This is a genomic window from Pseudomonas sp. OV226 (assembly GCF_003148705.1).
Taxonomy (GTDB): domain Bacteria; phylum Pseudomonadota; class Gammaproteobacteria; order Pseudomonadales; family Pseudomonadaceae; genus Aquipseudomonas.
This window is the reverse complement of record NZ_QGGS01000035.1, coordinates 1-17,370: the sequence shown is the minus strand read 5'-3', so window position 1 is coordinate 17,370 and position 17,370 is coordinate 1. Positions and strand designations below refer to the sequence as shown.

14 protein-coding genes and 3 pseudogenes are annotated in these 17,370 nt (G+C 59.3%); 12 read left to right on the top strand and 5 right to left on the bottom strand.

The window, feature by feature from the left end; genetic code table 11:
* The first annotated feature begins 15 nt into the window (after positions 1 to 15).
* The 8 genes from C7534_RS30850 to C7534_RS30815 all read left to right on the top strand — a co-directional run bounded on the left by C7534_RS30850 (position 16) and on the right by C7534_RS30815 (position 8,326).
* Positions 16 to 912, top strand: coding sequence for an intradiol ring-cleavage dioxygenase (locus C7534_RS30850; RefSeq protein ID WP_109788107.1), 897 nt, complete (start codon positions 16 to 18; stop codon positions 910 to 912).
* Between the two features lie 55 nt (positions 913 to 967).
* Positions 968 to 1,840, top strand: a complete 873-nt coding sequence (locus C7534_RS30845) for a sugar phosphate isomerase/epimerase family protein (protein ID WP_109788106.1) — start codon at positions 968 to 970, stop codon at positions 1,838 to 1,840.
* Positions 1,841 to 1,910: 70 nt separating this feature from the next.
* Positions 1,911 to 2,906, top strand: a complete 996-nt coding sequence (gene iolG / locus C7534_RS30840) for an inositol 2-dehydrogenase (RefSeq protein ID WP_109788105.1) — start codon at positions 1,911 to 1,913, stop codon at positions 2,904 to 2,906.
* Between the two features lie 48 nt (positions 2,907 to 2,954).
* Positions 2,955 to 4,046 carry a Gfo/Idh/MocA family protein gene (locus C7534_RS30835; RefSeq protein ID WP_109788104.1) on the top strand — a complete coding sequence of 364 codons (1,092 nt, stop codon included), beginning with the start codon at positions 2,955 to 2,957 and terminating at the stop codon, positions 4,044 to 4,046.
* Between the two features lie 107 nt (positions 4,047 to 4,153).
* Positions 4,154 to 5,224, top strand: a complete 1,071-nt coding sequence (gene chvE, locus C7534_RS30830; protein ID WP_109788103.1) for a multiple monosaccharide ABC transporter substrate-binding protein — start codon at positions 4,154 to 4,156, stop codon at positions 5,222 to 5,224.
* Positions 5,225 to 5,263: 39 nt separating this feature from the next.
* Positions 5,264 to 6,799: a multiple monosaccharide ABC transporter ATP-binding protein gene (gene mmsA, locus C7534_RS30825; protein WP_109788102.1), complete on the top strand. Its 1,536-nt coding sequence runs from the start codon at positions 5,264 to 5,266 to the stop codon at positions 6,797 to 6,799.
* Positions 6,796 to 7,986, top strand: a complete 1,191-nt coding sequence (gene mmsB, locus C7534_RS30820) for a multiple monosaccharide ABC transporter permease (protein WP_109788101.1) — start codon at positions 6,796 to 6,798, stop codon at positions 7,984 to 7,986. The genes mmsA and mmsB overlap by 4 nt, the downstream gene beginning before the upstream one ends.
* A 37-nt stretch (positions 7,987 to 8,023) precedes the next feature.
* Positions 8,024 to 8,326, top strand: a complete 303-nt coding sequence (locus tag C7534_RS30815; RefSeq protein ID WP_109788124.1) for a Dabb family protein — start codon at positions 8,024 to 8,026, stop codon at positions 8,324 to 8,326.
* 421 nt (positions 8,327 to 8,747) lie between these two features.
* Here the strand turns inward: C7534_RS30815 and C7534_RS30805 are convergent, their stop codons facing one another.
* The 4 genes and pseudogenes from C7534_RS30805 to C7534_RS33025 form a co-directional block, all read right to left on the bottom strand.
* The gene (locus tag C7534_RS30805) at positions 8,748 to 10,601 is read right to left on the bottom strand and encodes an ABC transporter ATP-binding protein (protein ID WP_109788100.1); all 1,854 of its coding nucleotides are present in this window, start codon (positions 10,599 to 10,601) and stop codon (positions 8,748 to 8,750) included.
* Between the two features lie 128 nt (positions 10,602 to 10,729).
* A pseudogene (locus C7534_RS33030) lies at positions 10,730 to 10,858 on the bottom strand (LysR family transcriptional regulator); the annotation flags it as partial.
* Positions 10,859 to 11,392: pseudogene (locus C7534_RS30800) on the bottom strand (Dyp-type peroxidase); the annotation flags it as partial.
* Between the two features lie 293 nt (positions 11,393 to 11,685).
* Entirely contained in the window at positions 11,686 to 12,081 is a 396-nt protein-coding gene (locus C7534_RS33025; protein ID WP_109788123.1) for a hypothetical protein, read from the bottom strand.
* A 265-nt stretch (positions 12,082 to 12,346) separates the two neighbouring features.
* On the opposite strand from C7534_RS33025, the gene C7534_RS30790 reads away from it, so the two are divergent.
* Entirely contained in the window at positions 12,347 to 13,111 is a 765-nt protein-coding gene (locus C7534_RS30790) for a tetratricopeptide repeat protein (protein ID WP_109788099.1), read from the top strand.
* Positions 13,112 to 13,211: 100 nt separating this feature from the next.
* Here the strand turns inward: C7534_RS30790 and C7534_RS30785 are convergent, their stop codons facing one another.
* Positions 13,212 to 14,429 (bottom strand): M24 family metallopeptidase, encoded by a 1,218-nt coding sequence (locus C7534_RS30785; RefSeq protein ID WP_109788098.1) that lies wholly within the window; start codon positions 14,427 to 14,429, stop codon positions 13,212 to 13,214.
* Between the two features lie 160 nt (positions 14,430 to 14,589).
* On the opposite strand from C7534_RS30785, the gene C7534_RS30780 reads away from it, so the two are divergent.
* The 3 genes and pseudogenes from C7534_RS30780 to C7534_RS30770 all read left to right on the top strand — a co-directional run.
* A complete protein-coding gene (locus C7534_RS30780) occupies positions 14,590 to 15,156 on the top strand; it encodes a helix-turn-helix domain-containing protein (RefSeq protein ID WP_109788097.1) in 567 nt (188 codons plus the stop codon).
* A 263-nt stretch (positions 15,157 to 15,419) separates the two neighbouring features.
* Entirely contained in the window at positions 15,420 to 17,021 is a 1,602-nt protein-coding gene (locus tag C7534_RS30775; protein WP_046032421.1) for an ABC transporter substrate-binding protein, read from the top strand.
* A gap of 206 nt (positions 17,022 to 17,227) precedes the next feature.
* Positions 17,228 to 17,370: pseudogene (locus tag C7534_RS30770) on the top strand (peptide ABC transporter permease); the annotation flags it as partial.

Genomic DNA, 17,370 nt, shown 5'->3' with positions numbered 1-17,370 from the left:
CAAGGATTAAAAGTCATGACTGCTCATCTGGATACCGACATCGCCATCGGCGGCCTTTTCGAAGAGGAACACTCCGCCGAGATCGTCAATGCCCGTAATTCGGTCGACGCGAACCCGCGGCTGGTCGAGGTCATGTCGGTGCTGACCCGGCATCTGCATGCAGCCATCAAGGAAATCGAACCGACCCATGATGAGTGGTTCAAGGCTATCGAGTTCCTGACCCAGACCGGGCAGATGTGCACTGACTGGCGCCAGGAATACATTCTGCTGTCGGACGTGCTGGGCGCGACCATGCTGGTGGATGCGATCAACCATCGGCGGCCCAAGGGCGCGACGCCTAACACGATCCTTGGGCCTTTCTACGTAGCCGATGCACCGCGCTACGAGAATGGCGCGAACATCTGCCTGGACGGCAAGGGCGAGCCGACGCTGGTCAGCGGTCGGGTGCTCGATATCGCGGGCAACCCGATCGCCGGCGCGACTCTGGACATCTGGCAGACCAACGACGACGGCTTTTACGACGTGCAGCAAAAAGGCGTACAACCGGATTACAACCTGCGCGGTCTGTTCACCACCGATGCTGATGGTTATTACGCATTCCGTACCGTCAAGCCGCGTCACTACCCGATTCCCGCCGACGGTCCGGTAGGCAAGTTGCTGGGGGATCTGGGGCGGCATCCCAACCGCGCCGCGCATTTGCATTTCATTGTGACCGCCGAAGGTTACGACCAGGTCATCACCCACATCTTCACCCCCGATTGCCCGTATTTGCACGAGGACACGGTGTTCGGCGTGAAGAAGGAATTGATTGCCGAGTTTACGACCCAAACCGACCCGCAACTTGCCAGTCGTTATGACTTGCAGGTGCCGTTCCTGGCGGTGAATTGGGACTTTGTCCTGACCCAGGCCTGAATCATCAACATCTGTTATCGACCGTCCTGAAACCACTCACTCATAAGTGATCGCCATGCCAAACAAAAACATTGAACTGCTTGCTGCCTACTGGACACTCGCTGGCGACACCTACCCCGGCGCTCCGAGCGAGATCAGCCCGTTTTCCCTGCAAGCACGTGCAGAGGCGGCTTCGAAAGCCGGCTGGCGCGGCATGGGGCTGGTGCATGCCGACATCCTGCACAACGTTGAAAAGCTGGGTATTTCCACCGTACGCAATATCTTTCAGGACAACGGCATCAAACACCTCGAAGTCGAGTTCCTGACGGACTGGCATCTGGAGGGCGAACGTCGTGCGGCGTCGGACAAGGTTCGCGATGAATTGCTGGAAGTCGCTGGCGAACTCGACGCGCGTAGCCTCAAGGTTGCTGCCGGTTTGTTCGAAGACGGGCCGCCCGACATCGCCCGTATGCGTGACACCTTTGCGCTGTTGTGCGATCGGGCCCAACCTTTCGGCACCAATGTGGTGATCGAATTCCTGCCGTTTTCCAGCGTGAATACCATCGATCTCGCCATCGCCGTGGCCGAAGGTGTGCGCCCCAACGGCGGCCTTCTGGTGGATACCTGGCACGTGGCGCGTGGCGGCATGAGCTTCGATGAAATCGCCAAGATCCCACTGGAGTTGATCAAGTCCATCGAACTGGACGACGCCAATCACGCCATCGTCGAAACCCTGTTCAACGATTCTACGCACTACCGCAAATGCTGTGGCGAAGGCCAGCTGGACGTGCCGGAGTTCATCCAGCAAGTGGTCAACGTCGGTTACGACGGGCCTTGGGGCGTGGAGCTGATCTCCGCTGAACTGCGCAAGCTGCCGCTGGATGTGGTGGCCAAGAAAACCTTTGAAACGACCATCGCGCAATTCGAAGGCATCAAGTTCCCGAATTGATGCACCGGTCCACGACGTCAATTTTTGCTCGTACTCAACAACGAACAACAGATTTTTCAGGAGAAAGACAATGGTAGGTATCGCAGTTCTCGGCGCCGGCCGCATCGGCAAGATTCACGCAGCCAACGTTGCGGCCAGCCCGTTCGCGAAACTGGTGGTGGTGGCTGACCCATTTGGTAGTGCTGCTGAGCAATTGGCCGGTGCACTCGGCGCTGACGCCATGACCGACTGTGAAGCAGCGATCGATCGCGACGACGTTCAGGCCATCGTCATCGGCACCCCGACCCACACTCATATCAGCCTGATGCTGCGTGCCGTGCGCCAGGGCAAAGCGGTGCTGTGCGAGAAGCCCATCGATCTGGACATGGCCAAGAGCTTGGCCGCGGTGGAAGAAGTGGAGCGCCTCAACGGCCGGGTGATGCTGGCGTTCAACCGCCGCTTCGAGACCACCTTCGCAGAAATGCGCGCGGCGATTGAAGCCGGCGATATCGGCGAAGTGCGTCAGGTGATCATCAGCAGCCGCGATCCGGGTCTGGCGCCGGAAGACTATATTGAACATTCGGGCGGCATCTTCCGCGATATGACCATCCACGACCTGGACATCGGCCGCTGGCTGCTGGGTGAGGAGCCGGTCGAACTGACTGCCATTGGCAGCCGTCTGATCGACCCGCAAATGATGGAAAAGTATGACGACTACGACACTGCGATGGTGCAGATGCAGACCGCATCCGGCAAACAGTGCCACATCAATAACTGCCGTCAGGCGGTCTACGGCTACGACCAGCGCATTGAGGTGTTCGGCTCCAAAGGCATGCTGCAAATGGACAACCTGCGTCCGACCACCATCCGTCGCTGGACCCAGGACGTCACCGACGCTCGCGAGCCGTTGCTGAACTTCTTCCTTGAGCGTTATCAGCAAGCCTACAAGGCCGAACTGGATGCCTACATCGATGCACTGGTCAAAGGCAGCCCAATGCCGACCACCGTACAGGACGGTCTCAAGGCCCTGAAGCTGGCCGATGCCGCCGTCGAGTCGGTCAAGACCGGGCGCGCAGTCCGTCTCTGAGCTTGAACGGTCATTCGCCAATTCGGACAAGAACATCAGGAGAACACCATGTCCTACAAGCTTGAGAGTGGCGCCACCATCGGTGTGGCCTGCCTGGGGATTACTCACCCGCACACGTCGGGCCGCGTCAAAGCGTTCAAACGCATACCTGGCGCGCAGTTCCTCGGTGCTTACGACGACAGCCCTTTGCTTGAGCCATTCTGCGATGCCCTGGGCTTGCAGGCGCGCAGCAAGGAAGAAATCCTCGCCGACCCGAATGTGCACGTCGTACTGGTACACCCTAAAAGCTACCTGATGGCCGACTGGACCATCGAAGCCCTGGAAGCTGGCAAGGCGGTGCTTTGCGAAAAACCGGCGGGTCGCGGCACCATCGATACCACGCGTATCGTCGAAGCGGTTGAGCGCACCGGTGGGTTGTTCCAGGTGGGCTACTGCTGGCGCTACGCGCCGTCGGTGGAAAAGATGCAGCAAGTGCTGCAAAGCGGAGAAATCGGCAAGGTCCTGCAAGTGCGCGCCCATGCCGGTTGCTCCCACGATGAAGCCGACACCAACCACATGAAACAACCGGGCGACCGCGGTGGCGCCTTCTACGTGATTGGCTGCCACACCATCGATCGTTTGCTGCTGCACTTCGGCATGCCCAACTCGGTCAATGCGCGGATCACTAAGTTCGCCGGGCAGATGAGCGACTCGGCGCGCGAAGACGCCGTGGGCGCAGTGCTCAACTACGATGACAAGTTAATCACCATCGACTTCATGTCCTGGGACCCAATGCCCTGGACTGAGAGTTGGGACATTACCGCTTACGGTACTCATGGCGTTATGCACTCAACGCCAATGCCAGCGTCGTACAAGCTGTACCACGATGGCAAGAACGGCCATCAGCAAGGCTGGACCCACTGGAACGAGAACAGCTTCCCGGAAATCTGGGCCGTGCGCAAAACGGTTTATTCCCCGGAAATCGCCGAGATCGGCAACCCGGTGTATTTCGACCGCGAAGCCGCCGCTTTCGTCCAGTCGTTGCGCACCGGCAGCCCTTCGACCGTGCCGGCCACTCAGGCACACAACATCAATGTGATTCTCGAAGCGCTGTTCGAGTCCGCTGAATTGAACGGCCAGGAAGTCATCCTGGCCCAGTAATCGGCTACACGCAGTCCCGTTAGCGAATACCCCGGCCGACTCTGTTTACAGGGTCGGAAGGGGACCTGCATCCCGAGAAATGCCAACAACAAAAAGAAGAGGTCACCATGCACACGATCATCAAGCTTGCCGGCGCATTACTGTTGGGACTGGCCGTCAGTGCCTGCGACAAAAGCGCTACCAGCACCAAAGGCACCATCGGCGTCGCCATGCCCTCGAAAACCGAGGCGCGCTGGGTTTCGGATGGCAGCAGTATCGTCGATTCGTTGAAGAAGCTCGGTTACGACACCGACTTGCAGTACGCCCAGTACGAAGCACCGACCCAGCTCTCGCAAATCGAAAACATGATGGTCAAGGGCATCAAGGGACTGATTGTCGCGCCGATCGACGGCACGACCATGGCCGATGTGCTAAAGCAGGCCAAGGAGAAAGGCATCAAGGTCATTTCCTATGACCGTCTGATCCGCAACACCAAGGATTTCGATTACTACGTCACCTTCGACAACTACCGCACCGGTGTACTGCAAGGCCAGTCCATCGTCGACAAGTTGCAACTCGCGCAGGGCAAGGGCCCGTTCAACCTGGAAATCTTTGCCGGCTCCACCGACGACAACAATGCCCACGTGGTGTACGCGGGGGTGATGTCGCAACTCAAGCCGTACATCGATAGCGGCAAGTTGGTGATTCGCAGCGGCCAGCAGGCGATGGAGAAGGTAGCGACCCCGAACTGGGATGGCGCCCAGGCACAGGCGCGCATGGATAACCTGCTCAGCGCCTTCTACAGCACCGCGCACCTGGACGCCGTGCTGGCGATGAACGACCAAATCGCAACCGGCGTGGTGTCTTCATTACGAGGCGTGGGTTATGGCTCGGGCAAGGCGGCCATGCCGATCGTGACCGGCCAGGACGCCGAGGTCGCCAGTATCAAGTCAATCATTCGCGGCGATCAGTCCTCGACCATCTTCAAGGACACCCGTGCACTGGCTGAAGCCGCTGCGCAGATGATGGACGCCACCTTGAGCGGCAAGACGGTGGTGGTCAATGACTCCACGTCTTACGACAACGGCGTGATGGTCGTGCCGACCCAACTGCTGACGCCGCAACTGGTCGACGGCAACAACTGGCAGAAAGTCCTGGTGGACGACACCAAGTTCTACACCTCGGAACAGTTGCGCTAAGACGATCGGCGTACGGTGCGTGCGGGCAGGAGAGAGAACATGACAACAACAATTCTCGACATGCGTGATATCCAGAAGTGCTTTGGCCCGGTGAAGGCGCTCAGCCGGGTCAACCTCAAGGTCGGCGATGGCGAAATCCATGCGATCTGCGGTGAGAACGGTGCCGGCAAATCGACCCTGATGAAGATCCTCAGCGGGGTCTATCCCCACGGCAGCTTCACCGGCGAGATTGTTTTCGACGGCAAGCCAAGAACTTTCCAGGGATTGCGCGACAGCGAGGCGCTGGGTATCTGCATCATTCACCAGGAGCTGGCGCTGGTGCCGATGCTGTCGATCACCGAGAACCTGTTTCTCGGCAACGAGATTGCCCGGCATGGCGTCATCGACTGGAACCAGGCGCACCGGCGGGCCCGTGATTTGCTCGCCCGTGTCGGCCTTGATGTAAGCCCACAAACCCTGGTGGGCAAACTCGGCATCGGTCAGCAGCAGATGGTGGAAATCGCCAAGGCGCTGGCCAAGGACGTGCGCCTGCTGATTCTTGACGAGCCCACCGCCAGCCTCAACGAAAAAGACAGCGACACCTTGCTCAAGCTGATGCTTGAACTCAAGGGGCGTGGCATTACCTCGATCATCATCTCGCACAAGCTTAACGAGATTGGTCGAGTGGCTGACGAGATCACGGTGATTCGCGACGGCAGCACTGTCGACGTGATCGACTGCCGCGCCGAACCGATCGACGAAGCTCGGGTCATCCGCTCCATGGTCGGTCGCGAGTTGTCGGATCGTTACCCGTCGCGTGTCAGCGAGATCGGCGAAACGCTATTCGAGGTCGAAGGTTGGTCGGTGGGCGATCCCGAACGCCCGGGCCGCGACCGCATTCGCAATATCAATTTCCACGTGCGCCGTGGCGAAGTGGTGGGCATCGCCGGGCTGATGGGCTCTGGCCGTACCGAGTTCGCCATGAGTGTGTTTGGCCGCACCTACGGCACCAACATTCGCGGCAAGGCTCGCCTGGAAGGACGTGAAGTTGACCTTGGCACCGTGCGCAAGGCCATCGATCAAGGCCTTGCCTACGCCACCGAAGACCGCAAGGGTGCCGGCCTGGTGCTGGGGGAGAGCATCACCCGCAACACCAGTATGGCCAACCTGGCCGCGGTGTCCAAACGCTGGGTGATGAACGAACTGGCCGAAACCAAAGTGGCCGTCGACTACCAGACGCGCCTGCGCATTCGTACCCCCAACGTATTGCAGTCGGTGGACAAGCTGTCGGGGGGAAACCAGCAGAAGGTGGTGCTGGGCAAGTGGCTGTTTTCCGATCCGAAGGTGTTGATCCTCGACGAGCCCACCCGTGGCATCGATGTGGGGGCCAAGTACGAGATTTATGGCGTGGTCAATCAGGTGGTTAGCGAGGGCAGGGGGGTCGTGATGATTTCCTCGGAGATGCCGGAGCTGCTCGGTACCTGTGACCGGATTTATGTGATGAACGAAGGGCGTTTTGTCGGCGAGTTTCCGATCGCAGAGGCATCGCAGGAAAAAATCATGCACGCAATCATGAAAAACGAGGTGATCCAGTGAACGAAGTCAGCGTACCTCTCGCATCCAAACCATCAGCGCTCACGTCATTCAAGCGCGGCGCGCGTGAATACGGTCTCCTGGCATCGTTGATCGTCATCATGGTGTTCTTCCAGGTCGCCACCGGTGGGGCGCTGATGCAGCCGCTCAATTTGACCAACCTGTTGCTGCAAAACAGCTACATCGTGGTGATGGCGCTGGGGATGTTGATGGTGATCGTCTGCGGTCACATCGACCTTTCGGTTGGTTCTGTCGTCGGTGTGATCGGTTCGATTGCCGCCGTACTCATGGTCCAGTACCGGATGGATTTCTTCACCGTCACCATCATCTGCCTCGCCACTGGCGCGCTGATTGGCGCCGCACAGGGCTACTGGGTCGCGATTTGGGGCATGCCTTCATTCATCGTCACCCTGGCGGGCATGCTGATCTTTCGTGGCGCGACCATTGCGATCTCCCAGGGGCAGTCGATCGGGCCGTTCCCTCCGGCGTTTTCGGCGATCAGCTCGGGCTTCATTCCCGACATCTTTGCCAATGAACACCTGCGCATTACATCCTTGCTGGTGGGGATTGCCGTTGCGGCAGCGTTCTGGATCGTCGAATACCGTAGTCGCAGACGTACACTCAAGAGCGGTGGCAACGCTGCCCCGATGGCGTTGTTCGCGCTGAAAAACGGCGTGATCACGGCGCTCATCGTTTACTTCTGCTACCTGCTTTCTACGTATCGCGGCATACCTACGGTGCTGGTGATCATGAGCGTGTTGATCGGTGTGTACACCTTCATCATGAACCGCACCGTGATCGGCCGCTGGATTTACGCTGTGGGCGGCAATCTCAAGGCTGCGAAGCTGTCGGGGATTAACACGTCGCGAGTGACCTTCTTTGCCTTCGTCAATATGGGCGTGCTGGCAGCGGTGGCAGGCCTGATTTTTGTAGCCCGGCTGAACAGCGCTACACCACGCGGGGGCTCCGGATTCGAACTGGATGTCATTGCGGCAGTGTTCATCGGCGGCGCTTCCGCTTCCGGTGGGGTAGGCAAGGTCGTCGGTGTGGTGATCGGTGCGTTCATCATGGGTGTGCTGAACAACGGCATGTCGATCATGGGCATCGGCATCGACTACCAGCAGATGATCAAGGGCGCCGTGTTACTGGCGGCGGTATTCGTGGATGTTTACCAGAAGAGCAAGGTTTGAAATGGCTGGCATGACCGACACGATGGGGGAGTCCGCGATGATCAAGCACATCGTGATGTGGAAACTGGAAGGGGAAACGCCTGAAGCGCACAGGCAGGCGTGCCTGTTTCTAAAGGAGCGTTTCGAAGGACTGGCCGGGCTGATACCTGGGCTTCTGAAAATCGAGGTTGGCGTCGACTTCAGCCGCATCGACTATGCGTGCGATGTGGTGCTCTACAGTGAATTCGAATCCCAGGAAGCCTTGGACGCCTACGCTTCCCATCCCGAACATTTACGGGTGAAAGGGGAGTTGGGTAATTCACGCATCGCGCGACATCAGGTCGACTATCGGTTGTCTTAAATATCTCTGGTGGGAGTGAGGGCGGGGAAGAGGAGCCTTAAAGGTTGCTCCTTCCATCCTGTTCGGTCGATTACTACCAGCCGTCGCCCTCTGAAAATAACTGGGGATCGGTGAGTGTCCGCTTCTGGCCGATTCTGTTGAAAAAGTCGGCCATCCAAAACTGCCTGATCATTGACCGGTGAAAACGCCTTTTTTACACGCTGCTACGTGAAATCTGCGTCTGAAAACCTCTGACGAAAGTAAAGATTTCAATCTCGGACGCGTACTTTTCAGCTGCGGAAACCATGGCCGACTTTTTCAACACAATCGGCCGACTGCTGCCTCTCGAAGTGCGCAGCGCTCGACCCATCCTGACGTTCTTGAGGGTGTCCGATTGGGTGTCGTGCTGGATGATTGTCTCGCCAGCAACGGCCGCTCATGCCTACTCCATCGTCTCAGCCACCCCCTGATCCTCGCCCAGAAACCCACCGCTCTGATGATGCCAAAGCCGCGCATAGGTGCCGTTTTTACGCAGCAATTCGGCATGGGTACCCTGTTCGATGATGCGTCCGTCATCCATGACAATCAGCCGATCCATGGCCGCGATCGTTGACAGCCGATGGGCGATGGCGATGACGGTCTTGCCCTCCATCATTTCATCGAGGCTTTCCTGGATGGCGACTTCGACTTCCGAATCCAGGGCGCTGGTGGCCTCGTCAAGCAACAGGATCGGGGCGTTCTTGAGCATCACCCGGGCGATGGCAATGCGTTGGCGCTGGCCACCCGAAAGCTTGATACCGCGCTCACCCACCAGGGTGTCATAACCGGTATGGCCTTGCCGGTCGCTCAGTTGACTGATGAAACCATCGGCCTGGGCGTTGGCGGCGGCCCTGCGGACTTGCGCGTCGGTCGCATCCGGGCGACCGTAGGCGATGTTGTCGCGAATGGAACGGTGCAGCAGGGAGGTGTCCTGAGTGACCATGCCGATGGCGCTGCGCAGGCTGTCTTGTGTCACCTGAGCGATGTTTTGTCCATCGATGCGAATCTCGCCACTGTCCACGTCGTAGAAGCGCAGCAGCAGGTTGATCAGCGTGGACTTGCCGGCTCCGGAACGGCCCACCAGGCCGATTTTTTCGCCCGGGAAGATGTTCAAGCTAAGGCCATCGAGCACCTGGCGTTCACCGTTGTAGTTGAAACCGACATTGTCGAAGGTCACCGCGCCGCCGGCGGGCACCAGCACTCCGGCGTCTGGCGCATCCTGCACCTTGGGGCCACGGGTCAAGGTCGCCATGCCATCCTGCACGGTGCCGATGCTTTCGAACAGCGAGGTCATCTGCCACATGATCCAATGCGACATGCCGTTGATACGCAGCGCCATGGCGGTAATCGCCGCAACGGCCCCCGTGCCGACTTCGCCCTGGTGCCACAGCCACAGGGCATAGCCGCCAGCTCCAATAATCAGCGCGACCACCAGCGCCTGGTTGACGATCTCGAACTGGCTGACCAGACGCATCTGGCGAAAGCCGGTCAGCTTGAAATCCTCCATCGCCGCGCGCGCGAAGTGTGCCTCGCGATTGGAGTGCGAGAACAGCTTCACAGTGGTGATGTTGGTGTAGGCGTCCGAGATGCGCCCGGTCATCGACGACCGCGCATGGGCCTGTTCCTGCCCGACTTGCCCCAAACGTGGCACAAAGTACAGCATGGCCAGGCCGAACAAGGCGATCCAGGCAATAAAAGGCAGCATCAGTTTCAGGTCGAAGCCGCCGGCCAGTGCGATGATCGCGATGAAATAAACCCCGATCCCGGGGGCGATTTCGATGACGGTGAACAGGACCTCGCGCACGCCGAGTGCGGTCTGCATCACCTTGGTCGTCACCCGGCCGGAGAACTCATCGGAAAAGAATGAAAGGCTTTGCCGCAGCATCAGGCGATGGAAATCCCAGCGCAGCCGCAGCGGCAGATTAATCGCCAATATCTGGTGCTGCACCATGGTGCGTAGTGCTACCAACCCGATGCTGGTGATCAGTACGATGCCGATGCCCCACAGCACTCGACTTTCCTGCGCCTGTGCATCGCCGCCGGCCTGCCAGGTGGAGAGCAGGTCCACGACCTGCCCGAGAAAGGAAAACAACCAGGCTTCGTAAATCGACACACTGGCACTGAGCAGCGCAAACGCCAGGATATAACCGCGGGCGCCGCGGGTGCAGGCCCACAGGAACCGCACCAGGCCGACAGGTGGCGGCGGTGCTTCATCGGGTGGGAAAGGGTCGAGTCTTCGTTCAAGCACGCGAAGCATGGTGGCCTCAAAAAGGATCAAGTTAAGGCAATTCTGCCATTTAACGATTGTTTTGAGGCTTTTGCAGGTCAGGGGTTCGGCAAGGTGGGACCATTGTAAGAAATGGCCTGGGCAATTCAGGCGACACTTTAGATCGGGTTCTTTGCTGCAAACAGTTTTCGGGCTTCAGCAAAACATTTTTCGGCGATGGCCGAGCGCGGTTCGGTTTTGCGCATGACCACGCCCAGGGGGGCGAGCACGCTGGCATCCGGCAGGTTGCTACCGCCGCTGAACGCCCGATCTTCATCGCCAATGATTGTGAAGTCGACTGCATGCCGACCCACCGGGTTTTCGGTGCCATCCACAAAGCCGACCATGTTGCGCATGTCGAAGTAACGGAAACCCTGGACCTCATCAACGACTGAAATCGCATCGCCCAGCGCCGAAAGCAACTGCGTCGCCAATTCGAAACACAGGTCCATCTGGTCCGCACGAATGTGCAGCAAAACGTCCCCCGACGTTGCCATCGCGCGACGTCCCTCAGTGCCAAACTCGCGAAACGGGTGGAGTGAGGCGGGGCGCGGCTGACCAAAGAGTAAGTCCCAGGCACTGGAACCAAAGCCGCAGACGCACGACAATTTTCCGGAGGGCACCCGTTTGCCGACTGATCGCGTAAGGGCCGCGATGTCTGCGCACTAGCCCCGTACTTTCTCCGCGCAGTCGCTACCCGGAGCCACCGTTGCAACGATGAAGATCGCGCTGCTGGAGATGGGGCTGTAGACGGATTGAGGCTCAGGCGTTTGGTTAGTCATGGGGTGAGTATTGTCATTGAAAAGGCCACAAGTGGCGAAAGAGAAAGGAAGGAACGAGCGTAACAGATCAGATAGACCGCTGCCTTTGTGAGGGTACGGTCCCATGCCTCTCCTATTGGCGTTCAAAGCTGAAGGCACGGGTCTAAGGAAGGAGCGCGGCACGCACGCCGGGGGCGGCGCCGAGGTGGCGACGGCGTCGCAGGCTGCGGATTGAGCGGGGCCTTTCGCCGGGGTGACCACCTCAGGCTTACCCCAGCCGTGAACTTCAGCGTCCTCTACGCCGTGGATTCGCACTAGCGACGATAGTAACGGTGATCGTCCTCGTAACGATGCCGCATGGCCCGATCCTGGTGGCGCTCCCAATCACGACGTTCAGCTTCTCGGCGGGCTTGCTCTCTACGCCAATTATCTCTGCGCCATTCATCTCGGCGCCAATCGTCTCTACGATCGTGCCAACGGCCGTCATGCCAGTATCGATCGTCATGGGCTAGCAACGGCCCTGGCTGCTTGCCGGTCATACTGGCCAAGGTCGGCCAAGGGTTGCCGGCGGCCTGGACAGGCGATTGAATGGCTGTGACTTCAGTGGCGAAAACCGGGGTTGAGGTTTTCATCTGTGTGGCTGATGCCGAGCTCACTGCCGCGAACGCGAACAGGCCGACGAGCACTATCCGTGGGACATGGAATTTCATGAGCGAAGGCAACCTCTGATGGACAATTGGACGTGTGGCGATCTGGTTGTGGTAAGCCTGCGGGGGGGCGTGCTTACGAGCGGATGTGCCTATCCACATAGACCGATAAATAGGGAAAAGTTCTAGGAAACCGTTGCTTAAATAGTCCCCGTTGCCCCAGGAACTTCAGGGTGTTGGCCAGGTCAATAGCGGCCCTGTATCGGAAATGCCGAGCAGCGCTGTGGTCTGTTTTACGCCGTCCGAGTTCAGTCGAGTCAGCCCCCTGATGCCAACCAAGAGTTTTCTGCCAGGCCTCATCCTGGTGTTCTGTGCCGTCGCGTCGTTTTGTTCTGTCGCTGCCGAGCGAAGAGCACCCGCGCAAAGCAACAGCGCATCAACCACCTTGATCGAAACAGCCTCGCGGCAGTATGGAAATGGCCATCTGGACCAGGCCGCCGCAACGCTGGAGCGTGCCCTGCATATCCAGCCGAACAATCCCGCGACGCTGCATTACCTCGGTGTATTGCGTCTTCAGCAGGGGCAATACCAGCAGGCTGAAACCTTGGCGGCGCGTTCGAACATGAGGGTTGGTCGCAACGTCGAGTTGCGCAACCGTAACTTCCAATTGATCCAGGCGGCGCAGCAGGCCCAATCCTCGGGTACCCCACCCATTGGCAAAGAGGACCAGGTCGCAGTGCAGAAGGGGCTGGAGGAGGAGACCCAAAGGCGCCGCGAAGCGCAGATGGCGGTTGTTGAACCATCCACTCCGGACACCGGGCGTGACGCTGGCAACTTCGCTAGTGCAGGGGCAGATCGGGTTTCGGATGTACCGACGGCTGGCAGAACCGGGGCCGAAGGAAACTTGCAAATGGTGAATGTCGAGCCAGAGCGGGCGTACGCTGAGCTTGAGATTCCCCGCGGCCATATGCCGCCTCCGGGCAAATGCCGAATTTGGTTTCCTGATCGCCCGCCGGGGCATCAGCCTGCATCCGGCAAATGCAAGAAGCTGCGATATCGGGTTCCTTCAGGGGCCTACCTGGTGCGCGGTTGAGTTTCCGAGTGTCCACTCCTTGCCGATAGCTGTCTGAAGTGAAGGGCCGCTACCGACCCTTCGTGACAGGCAGCGAGCCACCTCGAACAATCGCCTTCCCTCAGGCCTCCAACCCGAACGGGTCGTCTACGGAATGACTCGGCTGGGTAAACCAGCGCGGGCCAGTGGCGGTCATATAGAAATGATCCTCCAGGCGAATACCGAACTCGCCCGGTACACAAATCATCGGCTCATTGGAGAAGCACATGCCCTCGGCCAGCGGCGTCTGGTCACCACGCACCAGGTAGGGCCCTTCGTGAATGTCCAGGCCGATGCCATGTCCGGTGCGGTGCGGCAGGCCGGGTAACTGATAGTCCGGGCCGAGACCGGCGGCTTCCAGGCTAAGCCGCGCAGCGGCATCCACCACCCGGCAGGGTTCGCCCAGGCGCGCGGCGTCGAAGGCGGCCTGCTGGGCGGCCTTTTCCAGGTTCCACATGGCGCGCTGGCGGTCGCTCGGGGTGCCGAACACGTAACTGCGAGTGATATCCGACTGGTAGCCGTGGAGCAGGCAGCCCGTGTCGATCAGCACCATGTCGCCGTCCTTGAGCACCTGCGCGTGCTTCACCCCGTGGGGGAAGGCGCTGGCCTCGCCGAACAGAACGATGCAGAAGGTCGAACCCGGCGCGCCCACCTTGCGGTGCGCCTCGCGGATGAACTCGGCAACCTCGGTGGTGCTGATACCTGCGCGCAGGATGCTGGCGGCAGCCTTGTGCACTTCCAGGGTCATGTCTTTGGCGCGCTGCATCAGCGCCAACTCTGTAGCGGACTTGTGATAGCGACACTGGTTTATCACGCAAGAAGCGTCTACGAACTCGAAGCCCGATCCGAGGCGGCGGATTGCGTCGAACATGAAGAACGCCAGGGACGGGCACAGGCCCACCACTGCGTCGGCGGCGATGCCCATTCCAGCGAGCATGTCGAGCAGCAGGCGGTAGGGACTCTCGTGCTCATGCCAACCATGGATAACCCCATCCACCTCGCGGAAGTCGCGGATGGTGCCCTCTTCGAAGGCCGGGGCGATATAGGCCAGCGGGCCGTTGGCGGGCAGCACGGCGCCGACCATGCGTTCGCTCGGGCTCCACTTCACTCCGGTGAAGTAGCACAGGTTGCTGCCAGCGTTCAGGTAGAGGGCAGCGATACCCTGCTCGAGCATCAGGCTCTGGGCCTTGGCAATGCGTGACTGGTATTCGTCGAGGCCGATGGGCTGCATGCCCGCGGTCATCTTCGCCAGGCCGGCCAGCGCCTGTTCCGGAGTTTTGCCACCTACACCCACTGTCATCTCGTTCTCCTGAGTTATGTTGCAGTGCGCGAAATTTAAGCCTGACTTAAAAAGCGGTCAAGACGTTTTTTTAGCCCCACTTAATTTCAATATGGCGAAAAGCCTTTTCGACAATGCGCTGCCCGTTATACTGGCGCCTTTCAGCACACGAGCCACGCCAATGACCGCAGAACAGATCGGGGAACGGTTGCGCCGCTACCGCCGTGCCGCCAACAAGACCCTGAATCAAGTCGCCACTGAAACAGGCCTCACAGCCAGCTTCCTGTCCCAGGCGGAGCGTAACCTCACTGGCGTGTCCATCTCCTCGCTGGCGAGAATCGCAAATGCCTTGGGCATTCCGCTCAACACCCTGTTCGACCAGCCCACCCAGCCCCAGCCCGACTCCCACCAGGGCCAGCGCGTGCGGTACTCCATCGGCAGCCAGCCGCTGGTCTACGAGCGCCTGTCCAGCAACTTCCCCGGCAACCTGATCAATGCGATGAAGATGACCATGGCAGTGGGCTACCAGTCCGAGCTCATCTCCCACGAAGGCGCAGAGTTTACCTATGTGCTTTCCGGGCAAATCGTCTACACCATCGAAGGCCACACCTACCCGCTCGGCCCGGGGGGATCGGTGCATTTTGACTCCACCAAGCAACATTCCATCGCCAATTCTGGCAACGAAGTTGCCGAAGTGCTGGTCGTCACCACCATGGGCGGCCTGCTCGACGATCACCCCGCGGCCTGACCGTGCGCCCTTAAAATGTAAGTATTACTTAATTTAAGTTGAAATTAATTTTAGATTGACTTAATTTTTGCCTCGGCCGGTGGCGGCGCGAGCGTCCCTCTCCCCACTTCAGCGCTACCGCCCGAGCCAGGACGTCGGCCTTCGGCTGCCTGTTCGCAAATGACAGGCAGCCTACAGCCCGTAAAGCCGCAGGGTCAGGTGCATCCCCCCAGGAATGGACTACCTGATCTGCCGCCCTCAAAAATAACAACAATGAGGTTCGCATGCGCAAAAAAACCACGCTCAAGACCATGATCGCCGCCGGCCTGATCCTCGGTTCCGGCTTCACCCACGCCGCCAGCAACCTGGTGTTCTGCTCCGAAGGCAGCCCAGCTGGCTTCGACCCAGGCCAATACACCACGGGGACCGACTTCGACGCCTCAGCCGAAACCGTATTCAACCGTCTCTCGCAGTTTGAACGTGGCGGCACCAAGGTCATCCCGGGCCTGGCAACCAGCTGGGACGTTTCTCCCGATGGCCTGACCTACACCTTCCACCTGCGTGACGGGGTCAAGTTCCACACCACCGACTACTTCAAGCCGACTCGCGACTTCAACGCCGACGACGTGCTGTTCACCTTCAACCGCATGCTCGACAAGGACATGCCGTTCCGCAAGGCCTACCCCACCGAATTCCCCTACTTCACCGACATGGGGATGAACGAAAAGATCACCAAGGTCGAAAAAGTCGACGACCGTACCGTCAAGTTCACCCTCAAGGGTGTCGACGCAGCCTTCATCCAGAATCTGGCCATGAGCTTCGCCTCGATCCAGTCGGCCGAATACGCCAACCAGTTGCTCAAGGAAGGCAAGGCCCAGGACATCAACCAAAAGCCGATCGGCACTGGCCCGTTCGTGTTCAGCAAGTACCAGAAAGACGCCCAGATTCGCTACAAGGGCAACAAGGATTACTGGAAGCCTGAAGACGTGAAGATCGACAATCTGATCTTCGCCATCACCACCGACGCCTCGGTGCGCATGCAAAAGCTGAAAAAGAACGAATGTCAGATCACCTCCTTCCCGCGCCCGGCCGACATCAAGCCGCTGCAGGAAGACAAGAACATCAAGATGCCTAGTCAACCAGGCTTCAATCTTGGCTATATCGCCTACAACTTCACCCACAAGCCGTTCGACAAGCTCGAAGTACGCCAGGCGCTAGACATGGCGGTAAACAAGAAAGCCATCATCGAAGCCGTTTACCAGGGCGCCGGCCAGTTGGCCGTCAACGGCCTGCCGCCGACCCAGTGGTCCTACGACGAGTCCATCAAGGACGCCGGCTACAACCCGCAGAAGGCCAAGGAGTTGCTGAAGGCTGCAGGCGTGAAAGAAGGCACAGAAATCACCCTCTGGGCCATGCCGGTGCAGCGCCCCTACAACCCCAACGCCAAGCTGATGGCCGAAATGCTCCAGGCCGACTGGGCCAAAATCGGCATCAAGGCCAACATCGTCAGCTATGAGTGGGGCGAGTACATCAAGCGCGGCCACGCCGGCGAGCACGACGCCATGCTGATCGGCTTCACTGGCGACAACGGTGACCCGGACAACTGGCTGGGCACCCTCTACACCTGCAACGCGGTCAACGGCAACAACTTCTCCAAGTGGTGCGATGCTGGCTACGACAAACTGGTGAAGGCCGCCGAGGCCACCTCCGATGTGGACAAGCGCACTGCGCTGTACAAAGAAGCACAGCATGTCCTGAAAGCGCAGGTGCCGATGACCCCGATCGCCCACTCCACGGTCTACCAGCCGATGCGCACCAGTGTGCAGGACTTCCAGATCAGCCCCTTCGGACTCAGTAGCTTCTACGGCGTCTACAACGAACAGTGAGCGACAGGGGCCGGCCAAACGGCCCCCTTCGCCTTCCTCGAGCCGGCGCCAGACCGGCGAGGACTTTCTCACCTGCTACAACGAAAAAAATTAAGCGCCACACCGGGAAACGTCGAGCCGGAGCCTTTACTCACGCAGCCTAAATTGCTGAGAACGGCCAGCACGCTGACCGGCATTACAAAAATAATAAAGAGTGATAAGCCCTAATGCTGAGTTTTATTACCCGCCGATTGGGGTTATTGATCCCCACGTTCTTCGGCATCACCTTGCTGACTTTCGCGCTGATTCGCATGATTCCAGGCGACCCGGTGGAAGTCATGATGGGCGAACGTCGCGTCGACCCCGAAAT

Bases quoted from the DNA above. Each gene is read 5' to 3' on its own strand.
- C7534_RS30850 (WP_109788107.1), top strand. From the start codon at position 16: ATGACTGCTCATCTGGATACCGACATCGCCATCGGCGGCCTTTTCGAA.
- C7534_RS30845 (WP_109788106.1), top strand. From the start codon at position 968: ATGCCAAACAAAAACATTGAACTGCTTGCTGCCTACTGGACACTCGCT.
- iolG (WP_109788105.1), top strand. From the start codon at position 1,911: ATGGTAGGTATCGCAGTTCTCGGCGCCGGCCGCATCGGCAAGATTCAC.
- C7534_RS30835 (WP_109788104.1), top strand. From the start codon at position 2,955: ATGTCCTACAAGCTTGAGAGTGGCGCCACCATCGGTGTGGCCTGCCTG.
- chvE (WP_109788103.1), top strand. From the start codon at position 4,154: ATGCACACGATCATCAAGCTTGCCGGCGCATTACTGTTGGGACTGGCC.
- mmsA (WP_109788102.1), top strand. From the start codon at position 5,264: ATGACAACAACAATTCTCGACATGCGTGATATCCAGAAGTGCTTTGGC.
- C7534_RS30815 (WP_109788124.1), top strand. From the start codon at position 8,024: ATGATCAAGCACATCGTGATGTGGAAACTGGAAGGGGAAACGCCTGAA.
- C7534_RS30805 (WP_109788100.1), bottom strand. From the start codon at position 10,601: ATGCTTCGCGTGCTTGAACGAAGACTCGACCCTTTCCCACCCGATGAA.
- C7534_RS33025 (WP_109788123.1), bottom strand. From the start codon at position 12,081: ATGAAATTCCATGTCCCACGGATAGTGCTCGTCGGCCTGTTCGCGTTC.
- C7534_RS30790 (WP_109788099.1), top strand. From the start codon at position 12,347: ATGCCAACCAAGAGTTTTCTGCCAGGCCTCATCCTGGTGTTCTGTGCC.
- C7534_RS30785 (WP_109788098.1), bottom strand. From the start codon at position 14,429: ATGACAGTGGGTGTAGGTGGCAAAACTCCGGAACAGGCGCTGGCCGGC.
- C7534_RS30780 (WP_109788097.1), top strand. From the start codon at position 14,590: ATGACCGCAGAACAGATCGGGGAACGGTTGCGCCGCTACCGCCGTGCC.
- C7534_RS30775 (WP_046032421.1), top strand. From the start codon at position 15,420: ATGCGCAAAAAAACCACGCTCAAGACCATGATCGCCGCCGGCCTGATC.